Below are 21895 nucleotides of genomic sequence, written 5' to 3' on the forward strand. Positions count from 1 at the left end.
GGAATGTGAATTTTAATCAAAGATGAATTGTATGGAGATGGTATTAACCTGACAGTTGCCCACAAAAGGGAGTGGTCATACGGCTTCAAAACGGATAACAAAACGGTACCCCTACCGTGTTATCTGGAGTCACCGTATGACCATCAACGAGAAAGTAGCACATCGCAAACTCAGCTTGCTAGATCTCACCAGAGAGCTCAATAACGTCAGCAAAACCTGCAAGCTCATCGGCCGGTCAAACACCAATTCCGGTTTGAGACCGGCCTCCTGTGTCAGGTAGTAAATCGGTCTATACTATCATTCGATACTGACTTATCACTATTATTTAATTATACCAATCGCATGGATTTGGCATCTCAGGTGGTAGTTTAAGTTGTAATATAGCATTTTCAGTAAAAATAGTATCAATGCTAGGGAGGGAAATTTTTATATTTGATGTGCGAGATAAATGCTCCAGACCACACAAACGATAATATGTGGTTATGTTTTCAATAAGTTCTTTATTTGAAAATGCATAATTGGTGCTAGTTTGATGGGATTTTATTCCATGCACACAAATCAGAGTTGTGTCCACAAAAGCATTTTCAATATCATTGGGAATGTTTTTTATGTCGCCAAGGAAGATTTGCGCACCCAACGTCACTGTTTGCAACATTTCATTAGTCATATTTTGAGGCATAAAGCACACCGCCCCGAATTTATTATAACAATGCCTCAGCTCATTTATAAATAAAAATGGATCCATAGGCTCTTGTAATATTCCAGATGAAGCACCAAATGCTTTTATTTTTAGACCCCAGTGTACGCAAATAAATCTACGGTAATTGTCGCAATTATCTGATAATGATTTTATTTTTAGGAACTTCATGTACTCAGAATTCATCAATCGACTATTTTCATTATCATACATGAACTGAAAAAAACTGTCCCGTTCCATATTAGGTTTTTGATTGGCCAACTCATCCCAATTCGAGTAATTAATATCGCGTGCAATTTTATCTAAGGATTGACGCAATGTTAATCCACTGCTTTTTTTCAACGCCTTCGCATCATTGCGCAATTTATTAAACGACCGTCCGCATGAAGTGTAACGGGATTTATAGCGGGAATTACTCATGAAAATCTCCAAAAATAAAAACGTCCTCCGCCCGCTGAAAACAGAGTATAGTTGGAATGAGTAATTTTTAAATAGTGATGTTCGTTGGGAACTATGCAACGACGGGCGACAGGCGCTCACCAGCACCAGTTGAATATTGTATACGAAAATGTTATCAGGTCCAATGACATTTTCTAAACAGTTCGGTGTACAGATCTAGTTATCATCTGAAACTAGCCTCAAATTAGTCCGTAATTCCGCGTTAGTTTAGGACGCCGTGCTCGATGCGCCCGATAAGATCGAGCACGGCCTGGATGTGTTCTGGACTATCCTGGTAGTCAACCGGACGCCTGCCCCCAAGTGCTATCGCAGGTTTCTGCAACCATCGTAGTGCACGTGATGCATTACCATCATGTAATGCTATGGCCGCAGCCATTACTGCGGGGGCTACTGGTGGATCTTGACTAATGAGTGGATGTCGAGCCGGACCCTGAATACTGGCCAGATGTAGATCAATGTCCAGATCAGGCCACCGTACTCCGTCATCCCCTAACGGCTCAACGCTAAACACCGATGCTACTGGAGCTCCGCTAAACCACGGAAAATGTCTAAATTCCAAAAAATGCTTTTTTCCGTCCGCGTACAACCACAGTCCCAGTGGCTCAATGCTCAAAACAGCTATCGTTTGGTCCATTGTTTTGCTCCCCAATTCTACCTGGCGTCAGGCATCCTATATAAAGAAACCAATCTGACGGTGGCCAATCACACATGCCCATAATCGATGGTTTTTTCGCTATACCTGTGAAACTAGTCACATTTTGAATCGTCTCATAGGATATTTGTCAATAAGAGCCTGTAACGTGTGCTCCTACCTCCAGCAGATATTTTCTCAAGGTAGTTTTTTTCAAGAAAATCAGCAAGATGGCGTGTTTTCGTCGCTTTGCTAACCTGAGCTATGGCTTGATAGTGGCCAGCACTAATGCTCTGCAAACAGTGCACGTCATCAGTGTCTAGCATATGGTGTAGGATCATTACCTGTTCAGGGCACAATTGGTCGCGAGCGTGTTTCTGCCAGCATCGGTTTCTACTAGGAACTTGGTGCATGATTGTTAGGCCTGTTCCAGCGTGGCGTTGAGTGTGTCCAAAAACCAAACCAGCCACGCTGTGACATCAAGCCCTCCTCTCTGAGTCTGCTCCAGAGCGCGGTAGTAATCAGCTTGTTGCTCAGTCAGTTCTTTGTGAAGGATCGTCAATGAAAAGAAAACAATCGCTCAGCACCTACGGTCATCTCTATAAACGATCCTACCCCGTCATGAATGATGATCGGTGTCAGTGTTGCGGCGAGCAAGCAAGCCTAGAATGGGATCACTGTCCCGCCATCACAACCGCTCAGCTGTTCGTGCGAAACGACAAGATCCGCTTCATCAAGGTGTTGCTGTGCAAAGAGTGCAACCTGATCCTGTCCGACCAGTTATTGCCCGATTTTCCATCGCGATTCTACACCGTGAAGGAAAGGCTACTAGAACGACACAAACACGATCTGATCAGTGAGTGCCGCGACAACATGGTTACCACCACCGAAAGCCTGAGGCTGGCCGACGACAAATTCAACAAACTGCTGCATCGTATTGGTTTCGGGCTTATCAAGGTCGATCAACTCTCCAGCAAACACCTTGCCATCCTCAATACCGAGACACTTTCCGGTACACGCATCATCGACCACCTGGCCGCACAGCCTGACTGTGGCTTGCTCAGTGAATCGAACCTCACACCGGAGGAAGATACACAAGACAATAACAGCCACCCGCCTGTTGACTACCAAACACACGCAGACACTTCAACACCACATTTCGCTCTCAATGCACTTGATGACTTCAAAGTCTTTTTGAGAAACAACCGCGTTTACACCAAAAACGGCTATCTGAATTTGCTGAACAACGACATCAAAAGCCTCTCAACATTGACACTCCCTGAACAGCCAACCCAGTTTTTCGGCTGCTCGTGGGACGAGCTCACTGCCAATGTATGCATTACCACCTCAACCGGTCTCAAATACAGTCTCGATCTGATTGAGCAGTACGCCACCTCGGATCTAATTGCTATCAAAAAAAGCGTAGGCATGTACGACATGGAGGAATTGCTCGATAAGCTGGGCATCACCACCCGTGAGGAATATGACCAGCTGTGGACCGCGCTACGGGTTAAGCGGGTCGATGTCGTCGAAATTTTGCCCAATCAACCCGAAGCTGTCTACGACGACTGGCTACTCTGGTGATAGCCAGCAACAACGTAACGTGATTCACCCGGATCTGCCTGAAAGATCCAACCGAGATAATTTTTGTAATTTAATTACATATAATCACCGCAAAAAATAAAAAGGCCCTGCTGTTGCAGGGCCTTTAAGTTTCCAACTTAAATGGTCGGTTTCCAACTTCAATGTCACGGTTTTCAACTTAATTGTCCGTGATCAACAACGCAGTCAATTGCCACAACCTATGTGGTTGACATTTAATTAATTTTCTATATAAAAGTACGATAAGTATCATAGCAATTACCTGAGACAATTACGCGGCTTTTATTGCGGCAAAAAATGCGTAAGCTATTGAAATTGAAGGTTATATTTGTGCTGTGAAGTACGAGCACGAGGGTTCGAATCCCTCCCTCACCGCCAAATTGTAAAAACCGACCTAAGGGTCGGTTTTTTGCATCTGGTGACATGGCAACATCCGATGCCGATGGAGAGAAGGTGAGAAGCCTCGTCGGGTTCGAGCAGAGCAGCTTGCTGCGATGAACGACCGCAGGCCGCCCCGAAGGGGTGTGCCACGCAGTGGTGAATCATTCCTCCCTCACCGCCAAATAAAGTAAAAGGCCCCGTCGCAAGACGGGGCCTTTTACTTTATCCGATGATGGGCGGCTCGGTTCGAACCCTGTCGACAGGCGGGCAGGATAGCCCGACTGGACGGCCAGAGGCCGCCCGCAGGTCGAGCGCCAGGGATGGCGCGAGTCAATCCCGACCCAGCGTACAGATTGAAGAACCGACCTCAGGGTCGGTTTTTTCTTCAAGGTGTCTGCCAACCCCCTGGCAGGAGAAACCCGTCATTGGCGGGGCCAGAAAAAACGGCTTGCCGCGATACCTGGCCGAGTGCCGCCCAGCCAATCCCATCCCTTCCGCCTCTCTGCTCTCTGCCGACAGGGGATATGCCCCGAGGGCAGCCAGCCCTCTCTCGTTGGCAGCGCATTACGCCAATATAAGAGAAAGTGGCGATATAAATAACCAACATACTCTCACAGATAGCACAGTATATTGTGATATCACCTGGATAACCGCCTCGTCCTGCCAGGTCGGCACCGTCAACCTGCTCTGCTGACCAAGCGGCACAGGCCGATGCCACCGGACACTACCGGGTCTGCGCAACCTCTCGGATATTGCTCACCGATTGGATATCGTTTTGAAAAACTGATAGTTAAATGGCTACACTAGCCTCACACATCGCATAGGGATATGGACAAATGAGTCTTATTGGCTTGCTGCTGGCCCTGGCAGCCATTCTGGGTGGCAACATGATAGAAGGGGGGCACCCCAGCGCCCTGCTCGATCTGCCCGCCTTTCTCATCGTGATCGGCGGTACCGTCGGTGCCGCACTGACCCAGTTTCCCTTCTCCGTGGTTGGTAAAACCCTCAAACGCTTCAAGTGGCTCATTACTCCCCTGCGCCTCGACATGCTGGAGCAGGCCCAACTGCTTGAAACCCTGGCGGGCAATGCACGGCGCAGCGGCATGCTGGCACTGGAGGGCATGATCGACGACATCAAGGATCCCTTCCTGCAAAAAGGGGTACAGATGATGGTCGATGGCTACGAGAAGACCAAAATCCACGAGGTACTGGAAAACGAGATCGAGTTCGAGCAGGAAGATATCGAACAGACCGTCAAATTCTACGAGGCCATGGGGGGCTACTGCCCGACCATGGGGATCGTCGGGGCCGTATTTGGCCTCATTCACGCCATGGGCCTGCTGGATGCCCCCGACAAGCTGGGGGGCGCCATCGCGGTGGCATTTATCGCCACCATCTACGGGGTGTCGGCCGCCAACCTCATCTTCCTTCCCTTCGGCAACCGCTACAAGTCGTTTGCCCACCAGATCCGCCACTACAAAGAGATGACCCTCACCGGCATCCTCTGTATCGTGGACGGCGAGTCACAGCAACGGCTGCAAGTGACCCTTGAGCCTTACCTCGGAGGCCACGGTGGCGAAAAAGAAAAAGGCTGAGGCGCCGGAGAACCACGAACGCTGGCTGGTCTCCTACGCCGACTTCATGACACTGCTGTTCGCCCTGTTCGTGGTGCTCTACTCCTTCGCCATGGCCAAGCAGTCGGAGACTCGCGTGCTCATTCAGGGCTTTATCGAATCTCTTGGCAAGATAGGGCTGGTCTCCCTTCCCGCCGGCTCCCCCGTGATGCAGGGGGGCACAGGCATACTGGAACCCGAGTCCAAGACCACCCCCAATACCTCCCAGAAAGAGCAGGTGCTGGATACCCAGACGCCCGCAGCGGCGGCCGACCCTTTCAACGAGACCATCGGCTCCTCGGAGAAACCTACGGCCACGGAGTCCTGGCCCCACAAGACCAAGGAGCAGGATTGGGTCACAGTCACCAAGCAGAAGCTGGATCAGCAGCTCAAGAGCCAAATCGAGTCCAAAGAGATCGAGGTGGAGCAGCTTGGCAGCCAACTGGTCATCCGCATCGGCGAAAAGACCTTGTTTCCGGCCGACTCCGCCTTCTTGCAGCCCCAGTTCATTCCGCTGGTCAACAAGGTCTCGGACGTGCTGGCGGACATCCCCGGCATGGTGGTGGTCACCGGTCACACCGACAACTCCCAGGCGCCGGTGGAGCTCTATCGCAACAACTGGGAGCTGTCGGTGCTGCGGGCGGCCACCATCACCCACACCCTGCTGACCAACCCCAAGCTGGATTCACGACGGCTGATCGCCCAGGGGGTGGCGGATACCCAACCCCGTTATCCAAACGATACCCCGGCTCACCGCCAGGCCAACCGCCGGGTGGAGATCGTGCTCTCCCAGGGCAAGGCGGCAGAGCAGAGCCTCCCCGTTCTCCAACCCTGAAACAGACCCCGCCATGCGGGGTCTTTTGTTTCCTGCCATCCCCCGGATTTTCAAACTATCCGGTTTTTTTCTGCTACATAAAAACGATTGAAAACAATTCTCAAACGAGAAAGTTGACCCCGCTAGCAAAACACAATTTTCATCCCGTTGATTAATAATTAATCCTTTGAAATGACATGTAAATCAGTACGAAAGTGGCATACTACGTAACATCATTGTTAAGTCACATGATTAATTTGGTTAGGGAAAAACCTATATGTTTGCTGATATTGCCGTCCAGCACTGGGCTTTTGCTGCCTATGTCATTGGCGCCATCTGTATCTGCTTGACCATGATAGGCCTGGCGGCCTTGCTGGGGGGACGCGCCTATGGCCGTGCCAAGAACAAACCCTTCGAATCCGGGGTGGATTCCGTCGGCAACGCCCGCCTGCGCTTCTCCGCCAAGTTCTACCTGGTCGCCATGTTCTTCGTCATCTTCGATGTCGAAGCCCTCTATCTCTTTGCCTGGTCCGTCTCCGTTCGGGAGAGCGGCTGGGTCGGCTTCATCGAAGCCACCATCTTCATCACCCTGCTGCTGGTAGGCCTCCTCTACCTGTGGCGCATTGGTGCCCTCGACTGGGCCCCGAAAAAGCGTGTCCTGACTGACAAGAAACCAGACTGAACTACCGATTATCTCTTTGAGGTTGCACCATGAAGTACACCCTGACCCGGATTGACCCGGATGCGCCCGTTGAGCGCTACCCCCAGGAACAGCGCCAGACCGTCGATGATCCACTGGCGCAGCAAGCGACCCGCGGCATCATGATCGGGCGCCTCGAAGAGGTGCTGCAAGACACCGTCAACTGGGGCCGCAAGAACTCCCTCTGGCCCTACAACTTCGGCATCTCCTGCTGCTACGTGGAGATGTGTACCGCCTTCACCTCTCCCCACGACGTGGCTCGCTTCGGCGCTGAGGTCATACGAGCCTCCCCCCGTCAGGCCGACTTCATGGTGATTGCTGGCACCCCCTTCATCAAGATGGCCCCTGTCATCCAGCGGCTCTATGAGCAGTTGCTCGAGCCCAAGTGGGTCATCTCCATGGGGGCCTGTGCCAACTCCGGCGGCATGTATGACATCTACTCCGTGGTACAGGGGGTGGACAAGTTCCTGCCGGTCGATGTCTACATTCCGGGCTGCCCGCCCCGCCCCGAGGCCTTCCTGCAAGCCCTGATGCTGCTGCAGGAGTCCATCGGCAAGGAACGCCGCCCCCTCTCCTGGGTGGTGGGGGATCAGGGGATCTACCGTCCCCAGATGCAATCCGAGAAGGAACGCAAGCGCGGCGAGCGGATCAACGTGACCAACCTGCGCACGCCGGATGAGATCTGATCATGAAACTGACTCGAGAATTCCCAAGCAATTACACCATGGCCCAGTGGCAAACCGCCGATCACTCCGATGCCCAGGTGGTCGGCGAGCTGTTCGCCCACTTCGGTGCCGAGCGCTTCACCGTGCAGAGCACCCGTACCGGCGTGCCGGTCATCTGGCTCTCCCGGGATCTGCTGCTGGACGTGATGGGCTTCTTGCAAAAGCTGCCCTCCCCCTTCGTGATGCTGTTCGATCTCAGCGCCACCGACGAACGGATGCGCAGCCATCGCCACGGCCTGCCGGAGAGCGACTTTACCGTCTTCTATCACCTCATCTCCATCGACCGTAACGCCGACGTGATGCTGAAAGTGGCGCTCAAGGAGAGCGATCTCCATCTGCCCACCGTCAGCCGCCACTTCCCCAACGCCAACTGGTACGAGCGGGAAGTGTGGGATCTGATGGGGATCACCTTCGATGGCCACCCCCATCTGACCCGCATCATGATGCCCAAGAGCTGGCAAGGGCACCCCCTGCGCAAGGACTACCCGGCGCGCGCCACCGAGTTTGATCCCTTCATGCTCGATGCGGTCAAGCAGGATCAGGAGCAGGACAACCTGCTGTTCAAGCCGGAAGAGTGGGGCATGGCCCGCGGCAACGAGAACGAGGACTACATGTTCCTGAACCTCGGGCCGAACCACCCCTCCGCCCACGGCGCCTTCCGCCTGGTGCTGCAACTCGACGGGGAAGAGATCCGCGACTGCGTGCCCGACATCGGCTATCACCACCGCGGCGCCGAGAAGATGGGCGAGCGCCAGTCCTGGCACAGCTACATCCCCTACACCGACCGGGTCGAATACCTGGGCGGCGTGATGAACAACCTGCCCTATGTGCTGGCGGTCGAGAAGCTGGCCGGCATCAAAGTGCCGGCGCGGGTCGACATGATCCGGGTGATGATGGCGGAGCTGTTCCGCATCCAGAGCCACCTGCTGTTCCTTGGCACCTACATTCAGGACGTGGGGGCCATGACCCCGGTCTTCTTCACCTTCACGGACCGCCAGAAGATCTACACCATCATCGAGGCCATCACCGGAGCCCGCATGCACCCGGCCTGGTTCCGTATCGGCGGCGTGGCCCACGATCTGCCTGCCGGCTGGGCCCGCCTCATCCAGGACAACCTGTTGAGCTGGCTGCCCAAGCGGTTGATGGAGTATGAAAAGGCGGCCATGCGCAACAGCATACTGCGGGGCCGCACCATCGGTGTCGCCGCCTACAACACGGCCCAGGCCCTGGCCTGGGGCACCACGGGGGGCGGTCTGCGGGCCACGGGGCTCAACTTTGACGTGCGCAAATGGCGCCCCTATTCCGGTTACGATCAGTTCGAGTTCGAGGTGCCGGTGGGCAGCAACGGGGACGCCTACGACCGCGCCACCGTGCGCATCGAGGAGATCCGCCAGAGCCTGTCCATTATCGAGCAGTGCATGAAAAACATGCCTGAGGGCCCCTTCAAGGCGGATCACCCGCTCACCACGCCACCGCCCAAAGAGCGCACCCTGCAGGACATCGAAACCCTGATCACCCACTTCCTGCAAGTCTCCTGGGGGCCTGTCATGCCGGCCGCCGAGTCCTTCCAGATGATAGAGGCGACCAAGGGGTCAATAGCTATTACCTGACCAGCGACGGATCCACCATGAGCTACCGGACCCGGATCCGCACCCCGAGCTTTGCTCACCTGCAGCAGATCCCCTCGGTGATCCGCGGCCAGATGGTGTCGGATCTTATCGTCTACCTGGGCAGTATCGATTTCGTTATGTCAGATGTGGATCGTTGAGTCCTCTCGCCCCGGCAGCCGGGGCGAAGGGCAAGACGCGCAGTAAAGGGACAAGCCACAAAAGGTCAAGTCATGAGCCAATGTCAGTGTCACAATAACCAGACCCCACAAGGGCAAGGGGCATGCAGCAGCCAGCAGGGAGATTTCGTCCTGAGCCAGGCTGAGCGCGATGCCATCGAACACGAGAAACACCACTACGAAGATCCCCGTGCCGCCAGCATCGAAGCGCTCAAGATAGTGCAACAGGCCCGTGGCTGGGTACCTGACGGCGCCATTCACGCCATCGGCGCCGAGCTCGGCATCCCCGCCAGCGACGTGGAAGGGGTCGCCACCTTCTACAGCCAGATCTTCCGCCAGCCGGTGGGTCGTCACATCATCCGCGTCTGCGACAGCATGGTCTGCTACATCAACGGCCACGAGCAGTTGCTTGCCGGTCTGAAAGAGGTCGTCAATCTGGCCCCCGGTCAGACCTCCCCGGATGGCCGCTTCACCCTGTTGCCCGTCTGCTGCCTCGGCAACTGCGACAAGGGGCCGGCCATCATGATCGATGACGATACCTATGGCGGACTCGATGCCGTCAGCCTGCTGAAAACCCTGGAGGCTTACCCATGAGCATTCAGCCAGGCAAGACGCTTGCCTCCCTCGGCACCGCCAACCGCATCCCCCGCACCGCCGAGACCCACCCTCTCACCTGGCGCCTGCGGGACGACGGCCAGCCGGTCTGGCTCGAGGAGTATCAGGCAAAACAGGGCTATGAGGCCGCCCGCAAGGCCCTTGGCCAGATGAGCCCGGATGACATCGTCAGCACCGTCAAGGATGCCGGCCTCAAGGGACGCGGCGGCGCCGGTTTCTCCACCGGCGTGAAGTGGGGCCTGATGCCCAAAGACGAGAGCATGAACATCCGTTACCTGCTCTGCAACGCCGACGAGATGGAACCCAATACCTACAAAGACCGCATGCTGATGGAGCAGCTGCCCCACCTGCTGATCGAGGGGATGATCATCAGTGCCCGGGCTCTCAAGGCCTATCGCGGCTACATCTTCCTGCGCGGCGAGTACGTGGATGCCGCCATCCACCTGCGCCGCGCCGTGGAAGAGGCCAAGGCCGCGGGGTTCCTTGGCAAGAACATCCTGGGCTCGGGCTTTGACTTCGAGCTGTTCGTCCACACCGGCGCAGGTCGCTACATCTGCGGCGAAGAGACGGCCCTCATCAACTCCCTGGAAGGACGGCGCGCCAACCCGCGGGCCAAACCCCCCTTCCCCGCCGTCTCCGGCGTCTGGGGCAAGCCGACCTGCGTCAACAACGTCGAAACCCTGTGCAACGTCCCCGCCATCATCGGCAACGGTGTGGCCTGGTATCAGGGGCTGGCACTGCCGGGTTCGGAAGATCACGGCACCAAGCTGATGGGCTTTTCCGGCAAGGTCAACAATCCCGGCCTGTGGGAGCTGCCCTTTGGCATCACCGCCCGCGAGCTGTTCGAGGAGTGCGCAGGCGGCATGAAGCCCGGCTATCGCCTGAAAACCTGGCAACCAGGCGGTGCCGGCACCGGCTTCCTGCTGCCCGAGCACCTGGATGCCCAGATGTACGCTGGCGGCATCGGCAAGGTGGGCACCCGCATGGGTACGGGCCTTGCCATGGCGGTGGATGACAGCATCAACATGGTTTCCCTGCTGCGCAACATGGAGGAGTTCTTTGCCCGCGAATCCTGCGGCTGGTGCACCCCCTGCCGCGACGGCCTGCCCTGGAGCGTCAAGATCCTGCGGGCGCTGGAGCGGGGCGAGGGCCAACCCGAGGATCTCGCGACCCTGGAACAGCTCGTCAGTTTCCTGGGCCCGGGCAAGACCTTCTGTGCCCATGCCCCCGGCGCCGTCGAGCCCCTTGGCAGTGCGATGAAGTATTTCCGGTCCGAGTTCGAGGCCGGGGTCAAGGCCCCCCATGACAATCACAAGCTGTTCAAGGGTATCCAGCCCAACCTGCTGGGCGAGCGCTGGTAAGCGCCAGGACGCATCGGGCAATAGCCGATTTCATAAAACAGGTTTCAGGGAAGTTGTATGGCAACCATTCATGTAGACGGTAAAGAGTACGAGGTAGACGGGGCAGACAACCTGCTGCAAGCCTGTCTGTCGCTGGGTCTGGACGTCCCCTATTTTTGCTGGCACCCGGCGCTCGGTAGCGTCGGTGCCTGCCGCCAGTGCGCGGTCAAACAGTATCAGAATGCCGACGACAAGCGCGGCCGCCTGGTCATGTCCTGCATGACCCCTTCCACCGATGGCACCTATATCTCCATCGAGGATCAAGAGGCGAAGGAGTTTCGCAAGACAGTGGTGGAGTGGCAGATGACCAACCACCCCCACGACTGCCCGGTGTGCGAAGAGGGTGGCGCCTGCCACCTGCAGGACATGACGGTGATGACGGGCCACAACAGCCGCCGCTACCGTTTCACCAAGCGCACCCACCAGAATCAGGATCTGGGCCCCTTCATCAACCACGAGATGAACCGCTGCATCGCCTGCTACCGCTGCGTGCGTTATTACAAGGATTACGCAGGTGGCGAGGATCTCGGGGTCTATGGCGCCCATGACAACGTCTACTTCGGCCGGGTCGAAGATGGCACTCTGGAGAGCGAATTCTCCGGCAACCTGGTGGAGGTCTGTCCCACCGGCGTCTTCACCGACAAGACCCACTCCGAGCGTTACAACCGCAAGTGGGACATGCAGTTCGCCCCCAGCATCTGCCAGGGGTGCTCGGTCGGCTGCAACATCAGCCCGGGTGAGCGCTACGGCGAGCTGCGCCGCATCGAGAACCGTTTCCACGGTGCCCTGAACCACTATTTCCTCTGCGATCGCGGCCGCTTCGGCTACGGCCACGTCAATCTGACCGACCGCCCGCGCCAGCCCCTGCTGCAGGATGGCAGTGACAAGCTGGCCATCACGGTGGATGGCGCCCTGAACCGGGCCGCGGATGCGCTGCGCACCGCCAGCGGCGTCATCGGCATCGGCTCACCCCGCGCCTCCTTGGAGAGCAACTTCGCCCTGCGCGAACTGGTGGGGGCCGCCAACTTCTACTCCGGGGTCGAGCAGAGCGAATGGAAATGCCTGCAGAAGATGCTGGACATTCTGGAGCACGGCGGCGTGCGCACTCCCAGCCTGCGCGACATGGAAGAAGCCGACGCCGTGCTGGTGCTCGGGGAAGATGTCACCCAGACCGCCGCCCGCATCGCCCTGGCCCTGCGCCAGGCAGTGAAAGGCAAGGGGCGCGAAATTGCCCGCAAGCTGAAGGTGGACTTGTGGCAGGTCGCCGCGGTGCAGACGCTCGCTCAGAATGAACGCTACCCGCTGCTCATCACCAGCCTGGATCAGACCCGTCTCGACGACGTGGCCGCCGATACCCTGCATGCCCCCCACGCGGATCAGGCGCGCCTCGGGTTTGCCATCGCCCACCTGCTGGACGCCAGTGCACCGGCGCCAACGGATCTCTCCCCCGAACAGCAGGCCCTCGCCGCCCAATGGGCCGACCTGCTTGGCAACGCCAAAAAGCCCCTCATCATCGCAGGCAATGGTGCCCGCAACGAGGCTCTGATCGATGCGGCCAGCAACATCGCCCGCGCCCTCAAGGGCCGTGGCCAGGCCGCGGAGCTTGCCCTCGTGGCTCAGGAAGCCAACAGCCTGGGGCTGGCCATGCTGGCCCGGCATGCCGCCCCGCTGGAGGCAGCCCTCGAACGCATGGAAGGGGAAGAGAGGCTTGCCCTGGTCGTTCTTGAGAACGACCTCTACCGCCGAGCCCCCCGCAGCCGGGTGGACGCCGCCCTGGATCGCCTGCAACACCTGCTGGTCATCGACCATCAGGAGACGGCCACCGCGAAGAAGGCGGATCTGGTGCTGCCTGCCGCCAGTTTTGCAGAAGGCGATGGCACCCTGGTCAACATGGAAGGCCGTGCCCAGCGCTTCTTCCAGGTCTATGCTCCCGCCTTCTACAACGCCGATATCCAGGTGCGCGAGAGCTGGCGCTGGCTGGATGCCTTGCAAGGGAGCCAGCAACCGCGTTCGGTTCGCTGGAACACCTTCGACGATGTGAGTCGCGATTGCGCCGCCAGCGCCCCGCTGCTCACCACCATGGGTGAAGCTGCACCCAACGCCGGCCTGCGCATTCGCGGCATGAAGCTCGCCCGGGAGCCGCACCGCTACAGTGGTCGCACCTCCATGCTGGCGAACCAGAACGTGAGCGAGCCCAGAGTCGCCCAGGATCCCGATTCGCCGTTCGCCTTCTCCATGGAAGGCTACGCCGGTGCCCGCCAGCCCCTCTCCCAGGTACCGTTTGCCTGGGCACCGGGCTGGAACTCCCCCTCCGCCTGGAACAAGTTCCAGGACGAGGTGGGCGGCAACCTGCGTGCCGGGGATCCCGGTCGCCGCCTGCTGGAGCCGGGCGAAGGCAACCTGGGCTGGTTTGGCGCCATCCCGGCCCCCTTCCTGCCCGCCGCATCCCTGCAGGTGGTGAGCTATGACCAGCTGTTCGGTGGCGAGGAGCTCTCCGCCAGAAGCCCGGTCATCCAGGCTCGCATGGGGGAACCCACCCTGGTACTGAACCCGGCGGATGCCGCGCGCCTGGCACTGTCCCCTGACGCACTGGTGGCCTTCTCCTGGGGTGGCAACCACTGGCGCCTGCGTCTGCGCCTGAGCGATGCGCTGGCTCCGGGCCTAGCAGGGTTGCCACTCGGGGTGAACGGCCTGCCAACCGCCCTGCACCACGCCCTGATCGATAACCTGCAGGAGGTCATCGCATGAGCGACTCTCTGATGGATCTGCTGATCGAGGTCGGCAAGGCCCTGGTCGTACTCGTGGGGATCGTGGGGGCTGGCGCCTTCATGAGCTTCATCGAGCGCCGCCTGCTGGCACTGTGGCAGGACCGTTACGGCCCCAACCGGGTTGGCCCCTTCGGCCTGCTGCAACTGGCGGCCGACATGGTCAAGATGTTCTTCAAGGAGGACTGGATCCCGCCCTTTGCGGATCGCCGGATCTTCGTGCTGGCCCCCATCATCGCCTTCACCGCCTTCATCCTGGCGTTTGCGGTGGTGCCCATCACCCCCACCTGGGGCGTGGCGGATCTCAACGTGGGGCTGCTCTATATCCTGGCCATCGCCGGGCTGGCGGTCTATGCCGTGCTCTTCGCAGGCTGGTCGAGCAACAACAAGTACTCCCTGCTCGGCAGCCTGCGCGCCTCGGCCCAGACCCTCTCCTACGAGGTGTTCCTTGGCCTCTCGCTCATGGGCATCGTCATCCAGACTGGCAGCTTCAACCTGCGTGACATCGTCGAGGCCCAGGCCGGCATGTGGAACGTGATCCCCCAGATCCTGGGCTTCGTCACCTTCCTGTTTGCCGGGGTCGCCGTCACCCACCGCCACCCGTTTGACCAGCCGGAGGCCGAGCAGGAGCTCGCCGACGGCTATCACATCGAGTACGCGGGTATGAAGTGGGGTCTCTTCTTCGTGGGGGAGTACATCGGCATCGTGCTGATCTCTTCCCTCATCGTGACCCTCTTCTTCGGTGGCTGGCACGGCCCCTGGCTGCCGCCCTTCATCTGGTTCGCCCTGAAGACCGCCTGTTTCATGGTGTTCTTCATCCTGCTGCGGGCCTCCCTGCCCCGCCCGCGCTTCGACCAGGTGATGTCCTTTGGCTGGAAAGTGTGCCTGCCCCTGACCCTGCTCAACATGCTGGTCACCGCTGCCGTGGTGCTGATGAATGCGTGAGCAAAACGAGATGGACATGACGATGATTCGGCCGTCTGCGGCAAGGAAACGCCCAGGCGCCAGTGCTGATAAATGTGCAGTGAGGCACCTATGAAAATTACGAGCATTATCAAGGGTGTTGGCACCCAGTTGCGCAGCCTTGGGATGGTCTTCTCCCATGCCTGGCGCCCCCGTGAAACCCTGAGCTACCCGGAGCAGCCGGTCTACGCCGCCCCCCGTTTTCGCGGTCGCATCGTACTGACCCGGGATCCCGATGGCGACGAGCGCTGTGTGGCGTGCAACCTGTGTGCGGTCGCCTGCCCGGTCGGTTGCATCTCCTTGCAGAAGTCGGAGCGGGAAGATGGCCGCTGGTACCCGGAGTTCTTTCGCATCAACTTCTCCCGCTGCATCTTCTGCGGCCTGTGCGAGGAGGCCTGCCCCACCACCGCCATCCAGCTGACGCCGGATTTCGAGATGGGGGAGTATCGTCGCCAGGATCTGGTGTACGAGAAGGAAGATCTGCTGATAAGCGGCCCCGGCAAATACCCGGACTACAACTTCTACCGCATGAGCGGGATGGCCATCGACGGCAAACCCAAAGGGGATGCCGAGAACGAAGCCAAGCCCATCGATGTCAAGAGCCTGCTGCCCTAGGAGTCAATCATGGAACTGGCATTCTATGCCGCGGCCCTGGTCGCCGTTTACAGCACGCTGCGGGTGATCAGCACCAGCAACCCCATGCATGCGCTGCTCAATCTCATCATCTCCCTCATCGCCGTGGCCATGATCTTCTTCTGCCTGGGCGCCGCCTTTGCGGGGGCCCTGCAGGTGATCGTCTACGCCGGCGCCATCATGGTGCTGTTCGTGTTCGTGGTGATGATGCTGAACCTGGGGAGCGCCCAGGATCAGGAGAAGAAGTGGCTCACCCCCATGACCTGGGGTGGCCCGGCCCTGCTCTCCCTCATTTTGCTGGGCTTTCTGGCCCACGGCATTCTCGGCGTGACCGGCGGTGAACTGGGTCTGACCGAGGTCAGCGCCAAGGAAGTCGGTATCGCCCTGTTCGGCCCCTATGTGCTGGCGGTGGAGCTCGCCTCCATCCTGCTGCTGGCGGGTCTGGTCACCGCCTATCACCTGGGCCGCGAGGACAAGAGCGGGGAAGTGCTCTCCGTACCTCGTACCACACAGGAAGGAGGTCAGCAATGAGCGACATCCCCGTGGTGAGGCATGGCTCGCTGCCGGCAGCCCGCCCCCTTTCCATCCAGCAAGCACAAGGAGCATGGCGATGAGTGGAATTCCCATGGAGCACGGCCTCCTGCTGGCGGCCATTTTGTTTGCCATCGGCCTGTGCGGCCTGCTGATACGCCGCAACCTGTTGTTTATCCTCATGAGTATCGAAATCATGATGAACGCGTCCGCCCTGGCGTTCGTGGTGGCGGGTAGCCGCTGGGCCCAGGCCGACGGCCAGATCATGTACATACTGGTGATTTCTCTGGCGGCAGCGGAGGCCAGTATCGGCCTCGCCCTGTTACTGCTGCTCTATCGTCGTTACCACACCCTGAACGTGGACACTGTGAGCGAGATGCGCGGATGAGCCTCCTATATCTGACTTTCCTGTTCCCGCTGCTGGGATGGCTGCTGCTGGCCTTCTCCCTCGGCCGCCTCGGCGAGCGCACCTCGGCGCTCATCGGTGTCGGCAGCATCGGTCTCTCGGCCCTCACTACCCTGTGGGTCGGCATCGATTTTCTCAATACCATGCCGGAAGGCGGCGTCTATACCCAGACCCTGTGGCAGTGGATGACGGTGGGCGAGTTCCAGCCCGCCTTCCGTCTCTCCCTGGACGGGCTGTCGCTGACCATGCTGGGGGTCGTGACCGGGGTGGGCTTCTTCATCCACCTGTTCGCCTCCTGGTACATGCGCGGGGAAGAGGGGTATTCGCGCTTCTTCACCTACACCAACCTCTTCATCGCCAGCATGCTGTTCCTGGTGCTGGCCGATGACCTGCTGTTCGTCTACCTGGGCTGGGAAGGGGTGGGGCTGTGCAGCTACCTGCTGATCGGCTTCTACTACAAGGATCGCAACAACGGCGCCGCCGCCCTCAAGGCGTTCGTGGTGACCCGGGTCGGCGACGTCTTCCTCGCCATCGGGCTCTTCGTGCTCTACCGCGAGCTCGGCACCCTCAACATTCACGAGCTGCTGGTGCGATCCCCTGCGATGTTTGCCGACGGCTCCCCTGCCCTGTCGTTCGCCTGCCTGATGCTGCTCGGCGGCGCGGTCGGCAAATCCGCCCAGCTGCCCCTGCAGACCTGGCTGGCGGACGCCATGGCGGGCCCGACCCCGGTCTCGGCACTGATCCACGCCGCCACCATGGTGACCGCCGGTGTCTACCTCATCGCCCGCACCCACGGCCTCTTCCTGCTGGCCCCGGAGATCCTCCATCTGGTGGCGCTGGTCGGTGCCATCACCCTGGTGCTGGCCGGTTTTGCCGCCCTGGTGCAGACCGACATCAAGCGGATCCTGGCTTACTCCACCATGAGCCAGATAGGCTACATGTTCCTGGCCCTGGGGGTCGGTGCCTGGGAAGGGGCCATCTTCCACCTGATGACCCACGCCTTCTTCAAGGCGCTGTTGTTCCTCTCCGCCGGGGCCGTCATAATCGCGACCCACCACGAGCAGAACATCTTCAAGATGGGAGACCTGCGCAAATCGCTGCCGCTGGTCTACGCCTGCTTCCTGGTGGGGGGCTCGGCCCTGGCCGCGCTGCCACTGGTGACCGCCGGTTTCTACAGTAAAGACGCCATCCTCTGGCAGGTGCAGGCCAGTGGCCAGAGCGCCCTGCTGTGGGCCGGTCTGGGTGGTGCCTTCCTCACCACCCTCTACACCTTCCGCCTCATCTTCATCGCCTTCCACGGCAAGGAGCAGACCCAGGCTCACGCCGGACAGGGCCTTGCCCACCATTTGCCACTGCTGGTGCTGCTGGTGCTCTCCACCGGAGTCGGCGCCCTCATCGTGCCACCGCTGGCAGGAGTGCTGCCGGCCGGCCCGGGAGATCACATCGAAGAGGGACGCCATGGCCTCGAGATCCTCTCCGGCGTCATCGCCGTGGCAGGCATTGCGCTGGCCGCCTTCCTCTTCCTCGGCGAACGTCGCCTGGCGAAGGGGATCGCCGAGAGTGCACTGGGGCGGGCTCTGTCCACCCTCTGGTTCAATGCCTGGGGCTTTGACTGGCTTTATGACCTGATTTGGGTCAAGCCCTACCTGCTGGCGACTCGCCTGCTCGGCAAGGATCCGCTGGACAGGATGATGAACCTGCCCGCCGTGCTGGCCCAGGGGGGGCATCAGCTGCTGGCCTGGACCGTCTCCGGCAAGTTGCGCTGGTACGCAGCCTCCATGGGGATGGGCGCCGCCCTGATCCTGGCCCTGCTGCTGCTCGGCTGATCCATGAGCCCAATATTGTGTGGCAGGCTCAGCGCCTGCCCGACTAGAACCTAGATGAGAGCTGATATCGTGACCTTACTCTGGATCTTGCTAATTCCCTTCATCGGCGGCTTGCTCTGCTGGCAGATGGAGCGGCTCGGCGGACAGTTTGTCCGCTGGGTGGCCCTCGCCTCCATGAGCGCCTGTCTGGTGCTCTCCAGCGCCATCTGGCTCGGTGGTGACTTCACCCTCGCCAACCCCGGCCTCCCCGTCTGGGCAGCCGAGTGGCAACAACCCTGGATCCCCCGCTTCGGCATCTCCCTGCACCTCGCCGTGGACGGGCTGTCGCTCCTGATGGTGATCCTCACCAGCTTCATCGGCGTGCTGGCCATCCTCTGTTCCTGGAAGGAGATCGTCCAGCGCATCGGCTTCTTCCACCTCAACCTGCTGTGGATCCTGGGGGGCGTGCTCGGCGTCTTCATGGCGGTGGATCTGTTCCTCTTCTTCTTCTTCTGGGAGATGATGCTGGTGCCGATGTACTTCCTGATTGCGCTCTGGGGCCACTCGGTCACCGATGGCAAGTCGCGCATCAACGCCGCCACCAAGTTCTTCATCTACACCCAGGCGAGCGGCCTCATCATGCTGGTGGCCATCCTGGGCCTGGTACTGACCCACCACGCCGCCACCGGTGTCTTCACCTTCAACTATCAGGAGCTGCTCAACACCCCCATGAGCAGCACGGTACAGTGGCTGCTGATGCTGGGCTTCTTCATCGCCTTCGCGGTCAAGATGCCCCTGGTGCCGCTCCATGGCTGGCTCCCTGATGCCCACAGCCAGGCGCCCACCGCAGGCTCCGTGGACTTGGCGGGCATCTTGCTGAAAACCGCGGCCTACGGCCTGCTGCGCTTCACTCTGCCGCTTTTCCCCGAGGCGTCCGCCGAGTTTGCCCCCTACGCCATGGTGCTCGGCCTCATCGGCATCGTCTATGGCGCCCTGCTGGCCTTTGCCCAGACCGATATCAAGCGGCTGGTTGCCTACACCAGCATCTCCCACATGGGCTTCGTGATGATCGCCATTTACTCCGGCAGCGAGCTCGCCCTGCAAGGGGCAGTGGTACAGATGATTGCCCACGGGCTCTCGGCCGCCGGCCTCTTCATCCTGTGCGGCCAGCTCTACGAGCGCCTGCACACCCGGGATCTGCGCCAGATGGGCGGTCTCTGGGGACGGTTGCGCTACCTGCCCGGCGTGATGCTGTTCTTCTCCGTCGCATCCCTCGGGATGCCGGGGACCGGCAACTTCGTCGGCGAGTTCCTGATCCTCATCGGCAGCTTCCAGGTGGCCCCCGTTATCACCGTCATCGCCACCTTCGGGCTGGTGCTGGCCTCGGTCTACTCCCTCATCATGCTGCAGCGGGCCTGCTTCGGGACGCCCCGGGAGGAGAGCATGCTCAAGGGGCTGGATACCCGGGAACTGACCATGATGCTGACCATCGCCGGCCTCTTGGTGCTGCTCGGTCTTTATCCCCAGCCGGTGCTCGACACCGCCAGCAGCAGCCTCCTGAGCGTGCTGCACTGGTACGCGCTGCCGGGCACGGGGGCGCTGCAATGATGCTTTCTCTTTCGCCTTCCTTGTCCATGTCGGGAGCACTGTCATGACGTTTACTGTTTCTCAACTGCTGGCCCTGCTGCCCCTGTTGCTGACCACGGGGGCCATGGTGGCCCTGATGCTGGCCATCGCCTGGAAGCGCTGTGACGACACCGCCTTCGTGGTCACCATCATCGGCCTCAACCTCGCGCTCTTCTCCCTGCCCATCGTGATGGCCCAAGGGGATCAGGGGGTCACTCCCCTGCTGCAAGTGGACGCTTACGCGGTCTTCTACATGGGGCTGGTGCTCATCGGGGCCCTGGCCACCTGCACCTTCGGTCGCACCTGGCTCAAGGGCTATCCGGACAACCGGGAAGAGTTCTACCTGCTGCTGCTCATCGCCACCGCCGGTGGTCTGGTGCTGGCGGCCTCCCGTCACCTCGCCTCTCTCTTCATCGGGATCGAGATGCTGACCCTGCCCATGTTCGGTCTGGTGGGGTATGCCTATCGCGAGCGGCGCTCGCTGGAAGCCAGCATCAAGTACATGGTGCTCTCCGCCAGTGCCACCGCCTTCCTGCTGTTCGGCATGGCACTGCTCTACGCCCAGGCCGGAAGCCTGAGCTTCAGCGATCTCGGTGTGACCCTGGCCCAGAGCCCGGCTCACCATCCGCTGCTGATGGGGGGCTTTGGCCTGATGCTGGTCGGCTTTGCGTTCAAGCTGTCCCTCGCCCCCTTCCACCTCTGGACCCCGGACGTCTATGAAGGGGCGCCGGCACCGGTGGCCACCTTCCTCGCCACCGTCAGCAAGATAGCCGTGTTCTGCGTGCTGCTGCGCTTCTACCTGGCAGTACCCGCCACCTCGGATCCCATGATCCACTGGCTGCTGGCGGCCATGGCGGTCGTCTCCATCGTGGTCGGCAACCTCCTGGCGCTGATCCAGACCAACATCAAGCGGATGATGGGTTACTCCTCCATCTCCCACTTCGGCTATCTGCTGGCGGTGGTGGTGGCAAGCCGCCTCGGCGAGATGCCGGTGGAAGCGGCGGGTGTCTACCTGCTGATGTACCTGTTCACCAGCCTGGGGGCCTTCGGCGTCATCAGCATGATGTCCAGCCCCTATCGCGGCAAGGATGCGGACTCCCTGCACAGCTATCGCGGTCTGTTCTGGAAGCGCCCCTATCTGACGGCGGTGATGACGGTGATGATGCTCTCCCTCGCGGGTATCCCCATGACGCTGGGCTTCATCGGCAAGTTCTACCTCATCGGCGTCACCGTCGATGCCAAGCTGTGGTGGCTCAGTGGCGCCATCGTGCTCGGCAGTGCCCTGGGGCTCTACTACTACCTGCGGGTCATGGTCACCCTCTACCTGCGTGAACCCGGCATGCAACTGCGCGATGCCAGGGCCGACTGGGCCTTCTCCTCCGGGGGCCTGGTGGTGCTGCTCTCAGCCATTCTGGTGGTATTGCTCGGCATCTACCCCCAGCCCGTCATCAGTCTGGTACAGGGCTTCCAGCACGTGGTGCTGCGCTAGCCTCAGGTTCACAGTTCACACAGCGAAACCGGCCTCCGTGGCCGGTTTTTTATGTCCGCCAAGGCCCGGTCCGGCTTGCCCGTCTGGCAGGCGATACCAGATCGGTCCTCTCAATCCATGCCATATCCTCCAGCAAGCAGCTCGCCGAGCAGCGAGCTGAAGATGGCCTTGCCCCCATCGTGCTCGCCTCCTCCTGCCCTCCCCATTCTCAGACCCATGCCCATAAAAAAACCGGCCACTGGGGCCGGTTTTTG

General features: G+C 59.6%; 17 protein-coding genes, 1 other RNA gene and 2 pseudogenes. 18 read left to right on the top strand and 2 right to left on the bottom strand.

All coding sequences use genetic code 11. The features are described from left to right. Window positions 1-136: 136 nt before the first annotated feature. Window positions 137-238, top strand: a pseudogene (locus C2U47_RS23165) (IS481 family transposase); the annotation flags it as partial. Window positions 239-325: 87 nt separating this feature from the next. On the opposite strand, the gene C2U47_RS22780 reads toward C2U47_RS23165, so the two are convergent. Then, window positions 326-1117, bottom strand: a complete 792-nt coding sequence (locus C2U47_RS22780) for a hypothetical protein (protein WP_158657377.1) — start codon at window positions 1115-1117, stop codon at window positions 326-328. A gap of 241 nt (window positions 1118-1358) precedes the next feature. Beyond that, the gene (locus C2U47_RS23700) at window positions 1359-1790 is read right to left on the bottom strand and encodes an antitoxin Xre/MbcA/ParS toxin-binding domain-containing protein (protein WP_103261334.1); all 432 of its coding nucleotides are present in this window, start codon (window positions 1788-1790) and stop codon (window positions 1359-1361) included. A gap of 558 nt (window positions 1791-2348) precedes the next feature. On the opposite strand from C2U47_RS23700, the gene C2U47_RS00175 reads away from it, so the two are divergent. The 17 genes and pseudogenes from C2U47_RS00175 (at window position 2349) to nuoN (ending at window position 21641) form a co-directional block, all read left to right on the top strand. Continuing rightward, window positions 2349-3371 (top strand): hypothetical protein, encoded by a 1023-nt coding sequence (locus C2U47_RS00175; protein WP_103261335.1) that lies wholly within the window; start codon window positions 2349-2351, stop codon window positions 3369-3371. A 451-nt stretch (window positions 3372-3822) separates the two neighbouring features. Continuing rightward, window positions 3823-3951, top strand: a non-coding RNA gene (locus C2U47_RS00180) — RtT sRNA. Window positions 3952-4606: 655 nt separating this feature from the next. Further along, the gene (locus C2U47_RS00185) at window positions 4607-5365 is read left to right on the top strand and encodes a flagellar motor protein (RefSeq protein ID WP_029314677.1); all 759 of its coding nucleotides are present in this window, start codon (window positions 4607-4609) and stop codon (window positions 5363-5365) included. Continuing rightward, window positions 5343-6218 carry a flagellar motor protein MotB gene (locus tag C2U47_RS00190; RefSeq protein WP_010675026.1) on the top strand — a complete coding sequence of 292 codons (876 nt, stop codon included), beginning with the start codon at window positions 5343-5345 and terminating at the stop codon, window positions 6216-6218. The genes C2U47_RS00185 and C2U47_RS00190 overlap by 23 nt, the downstream gene beginning before the upstream one ends. Window positions 6219-6474: 256 nt before the next feature. Beyond that, window positions 6475-6879, top strand: coding sequence for an NADH-quinone oxidoreductase subunit A (locus tag C2U47_RS00195; protein ID WP_010675027.1), 405 nt, complete (start codon window positions 6475-6477; stop codon window positions 6877-6879). A gap of 29 nt (window positions 6880-6908) precedes the next feature. Continuing rightward, the gene (locus C2U47_RS00200) at window positions 6909-7583 is read left to right on the top strand and encodes a NuoB/complex I 20 kDa subunit family protein (protein ID WP_010675028.1); all 675 of its coding nucleotides are present in this window, start codon (window positions 6909-6911) and stop codon (window positions 7581-7583) included. Window positions 7584-7585: 2 nt separating this feature from the next. Continuing rightward, window positions 7586-9390: pseudogene (gene nuoC, locus C2U47_RS00205) on the top strand (NADH-quinone oxidoreductase subunit C/D). Window positions 9391-9462: 72 nt separating this feature from the next. After that, entirely contained in the window at window positions 9463-10002 is a 540-nt protein-coding gene (gene nuoE / locus C2U47_RS00210; RefSeq protein ID WP_010675030.1) for an NADH-quinone oxidoreductase subunit NuoE, read from the top strand. Further along, a complete protein-coding gene (gene nuoF / locus C2U47_RS00215) occupies window positions 9999-11384 on the top strand; it encodes an NADH-quinone oxidoreductase subunit NuoF (protein WP_010675031.1) in 1386 nt (461 codons plus the stop codon). The genes nuoE and nuoF overlap by 4 nt, the downstream gene beginning before the upstream one ends. Window positions 11385-11441: 57 nt before the next feature. Then, a complete protein-coding gene (nuoG, locus tag C2U47_RS00220) occupies window positions 11442-14171 on the top strand; it encodes an NADH-quinone oxidoreductase subunit NuoG (protein WP_010675032.1) in 2730 nt (909 codons plus the stop codon). Further along, the gene (gene nuoH, locus C2U47_RS00225) at window positions 14168-15133 is read left to right on the top strand and encodes an NADH-quinone oxidoreductase subunit NuoH (RefSeq protein WP_010675033.1); all 966 of its coding nucleotides are present in this window, start codon (window positions 14168-14170) and stop codon (window positions 15131-15133) included. Before nuoG ends, nuoH begins: the two co-directional genes overlap by 4 nt. 90 nt (window positions 15134-15223) lie before the next feature. Further along, on the top strand, window positions 15224-15766 hold the full coding sequence (gene nuoI / locus C2U47_RS00230) for an NADH-quinone oxidoreductase subunit NuoI (protein WP_010675034.1): 543 nt from the start codon (window positions 15224-15226) through the stop codon (window positions 15764-15766). A 9-nt stretch (window positions 15767-15775) separates the two neighbouring features. After that, window positions 15776-16315 carry an NADH-quinone oxidoreductase subunit J gene (nuoJ, locus tag C2U47_RS00235; protein ID WP_010675035.1) on the top strand — a complete coding sequence of 180 codons (540 nt, stop codon included), beginning with the start codon at window positions 15776-15778 and terminating at the stop codon, window positions 16313-16315. Between the two features lie 79 nt (window positions 16316-16394). After that, the gene (gene nuoK / locus C2U47_RS00240) at window positions 16395-16703 is read left to right on the top strand and encodes an NADH-quinone oxidoreductase subunit NuoK (protein ID WP_010675036.1); all 309 of its coding nucleotides are present in this window, start codon (window positions 16395-16397) and stop codon (window positions 16701-16703) included. Next, window positions 16700-18547 (top strand): NADH-quinone oxidoreductase subunit L, encoded by a 1848-nt coding sequence (gene nuoL / locus C2U47_RS00245; RefSeq protein ID WP_010675037.1) that lies wholly within the window; start codon window positions 16700-16702, stop codon window positions 18545-18547. Before nuoK ends, nuoL begins: the two co-directional genes overlap by 4 nt. A gap of 69 nt (window positions 18548-18616) precedes the next feature. Beyond that, the gene (gene nuoM, locus C2U47_RS00250; protein ID WP_010675038.1) at window positions 18617-20134 is read left to right on the top strand and encodes an NADH-quinone oxidoreductase subunit M; all 1518 of its coding nucleotides are present in this window, start codon (window positions 18617-18619) and stop codon (window positions 20132-20134) included. Window positions 20135-20177: 43 nt separating this feature from the next. Then, complete coding sequence (nuoN, locus tag C2U47_RS00255; RefSeq protein WP_010675039.1) at window positions 20178-21641, top strand: NADH-quinone oxidoreductase subunit NuoN; 1464 nt, start codon at window positions 20178-20180, stop codon at window positions 21639-21641. The last annotated feature ends 254 nt before the right edge of the window (window positions 21642-21895 follow it).

Origin of the sequence: Aeromonas sp. ASNIH7, from assembly GCF_002903485.1 — a bacterium.
GTDB lineage: Bacteria > Pseudomonadota > Gammaproteobacteria > Enterobacterales > Aeromonadaceae > Aeromonas > Aeromonas caviae.

Excerpts from the sequence above, each read along its gene's own strand:
- nuoN (WP_010675039.1), top strand. The coding sequence starts at position 20,178 with ATGACGTTTACTGTTTCTCAACTGCTGGCCCTGCTGCCCCTGTTGCTG.
- nuoI (WP_010675034.1), top strand. The coding sequence starts at position 15,224 with ATGAAAATTACGAGCATTATCAAGGGTGTTGGCACCCAGTTGCGCAGC.
- C2U47_RS23700 (WP_103261334.1), bottom strand. The coding sequence starts at position 1,790 with ATGGACCAAACGATAGCTGTTTTGAGCATTGAGCCACTGGGACTGTGG.
- nuoE (WP_010675030.1), top strand. The coding sequence starts at position 9,463 with ATGAGCCAATGTCAGTGTCACAATAACCAGACCCCACAAGGGCAAGGG.
- C2U47_RS00185 (WP_029314677.1), top strand. The coding sequence starts at position 4,607 with ATGAGTCTTATTGGCTTGCTGCTGGCCCTGGCAGCCATTCTGGGTGGC.
- C2U47_RS00200 (WP_010675028.1), top strand. The coding sequence starts at position 6,909 with ATGAAGTACACCCTGACCCGGATTGACCCGGATGCGCCCGTTGAGCGC.
- nuoG (WP_010675032.1), top strand. The coding sequence starts at position 11,442 with ATGGCAACCATTCATGTAGACGGTAAAGAGTACGAGGTAGACGGGGCA.
- C2U47_RS00175 (WP_103261335.1), top strand. The coding sequence starts at position 2,349 with ATGAAAAGAAAACAATCGCTCAGCACCTACGGTCATCTCTATAAACGA.
- C2U47_RS00195 (WP_010675027.1), top strand. The coding sequence starts at position 6,475 with ATGTTTGCTGATATTGCCGTCCAGCACTGGGCTTTTGCTGCCTATGTC.
- nuoJ (WP_010675035.1), top strand. The coding sequence starts at position 15,776 with ATGGAACTGGCATTCTATGCCGCGGCCCTGGTCGCCGTTTACAGCACG.
- C2U47_RS22780 (WP_158657377.1), bottom strand. The coding sequence starts at position 1,117 with ATGAGTAATTCCCGCTATAAATCCCGTTACACTTCATGCGGACGGTCG.
- nuoL (WP_010675037.1), top strand. The coding sequence starts at position 16,700 with ATGAGCCTCCTATATCTGACTTTCCTGTTCCCGCTGCTGGGATGGCTG.
- nuoF (WP_010675031.1), top strand. The coding sequence starts at position 9,999 with ATGAGCATTCAGCCAGGCAAGACGCTTGCCTCCCTCGGCACCGCCAAC.
- nuoK (WP_010675036.1), top strand. The coding sequence starts at position 16,395 with ATGAGTGGAATTCCCATGGAGCACGGCCTCCTGCTGGCGGCCATTTTG.
- nuoH (WP_010675033.1), top strand. The coding sequence starts at position 14,168 with ATGAGCGACTCTCTGATGGATCTGCTGATCGAGGTCGGCAAGGCCCTG.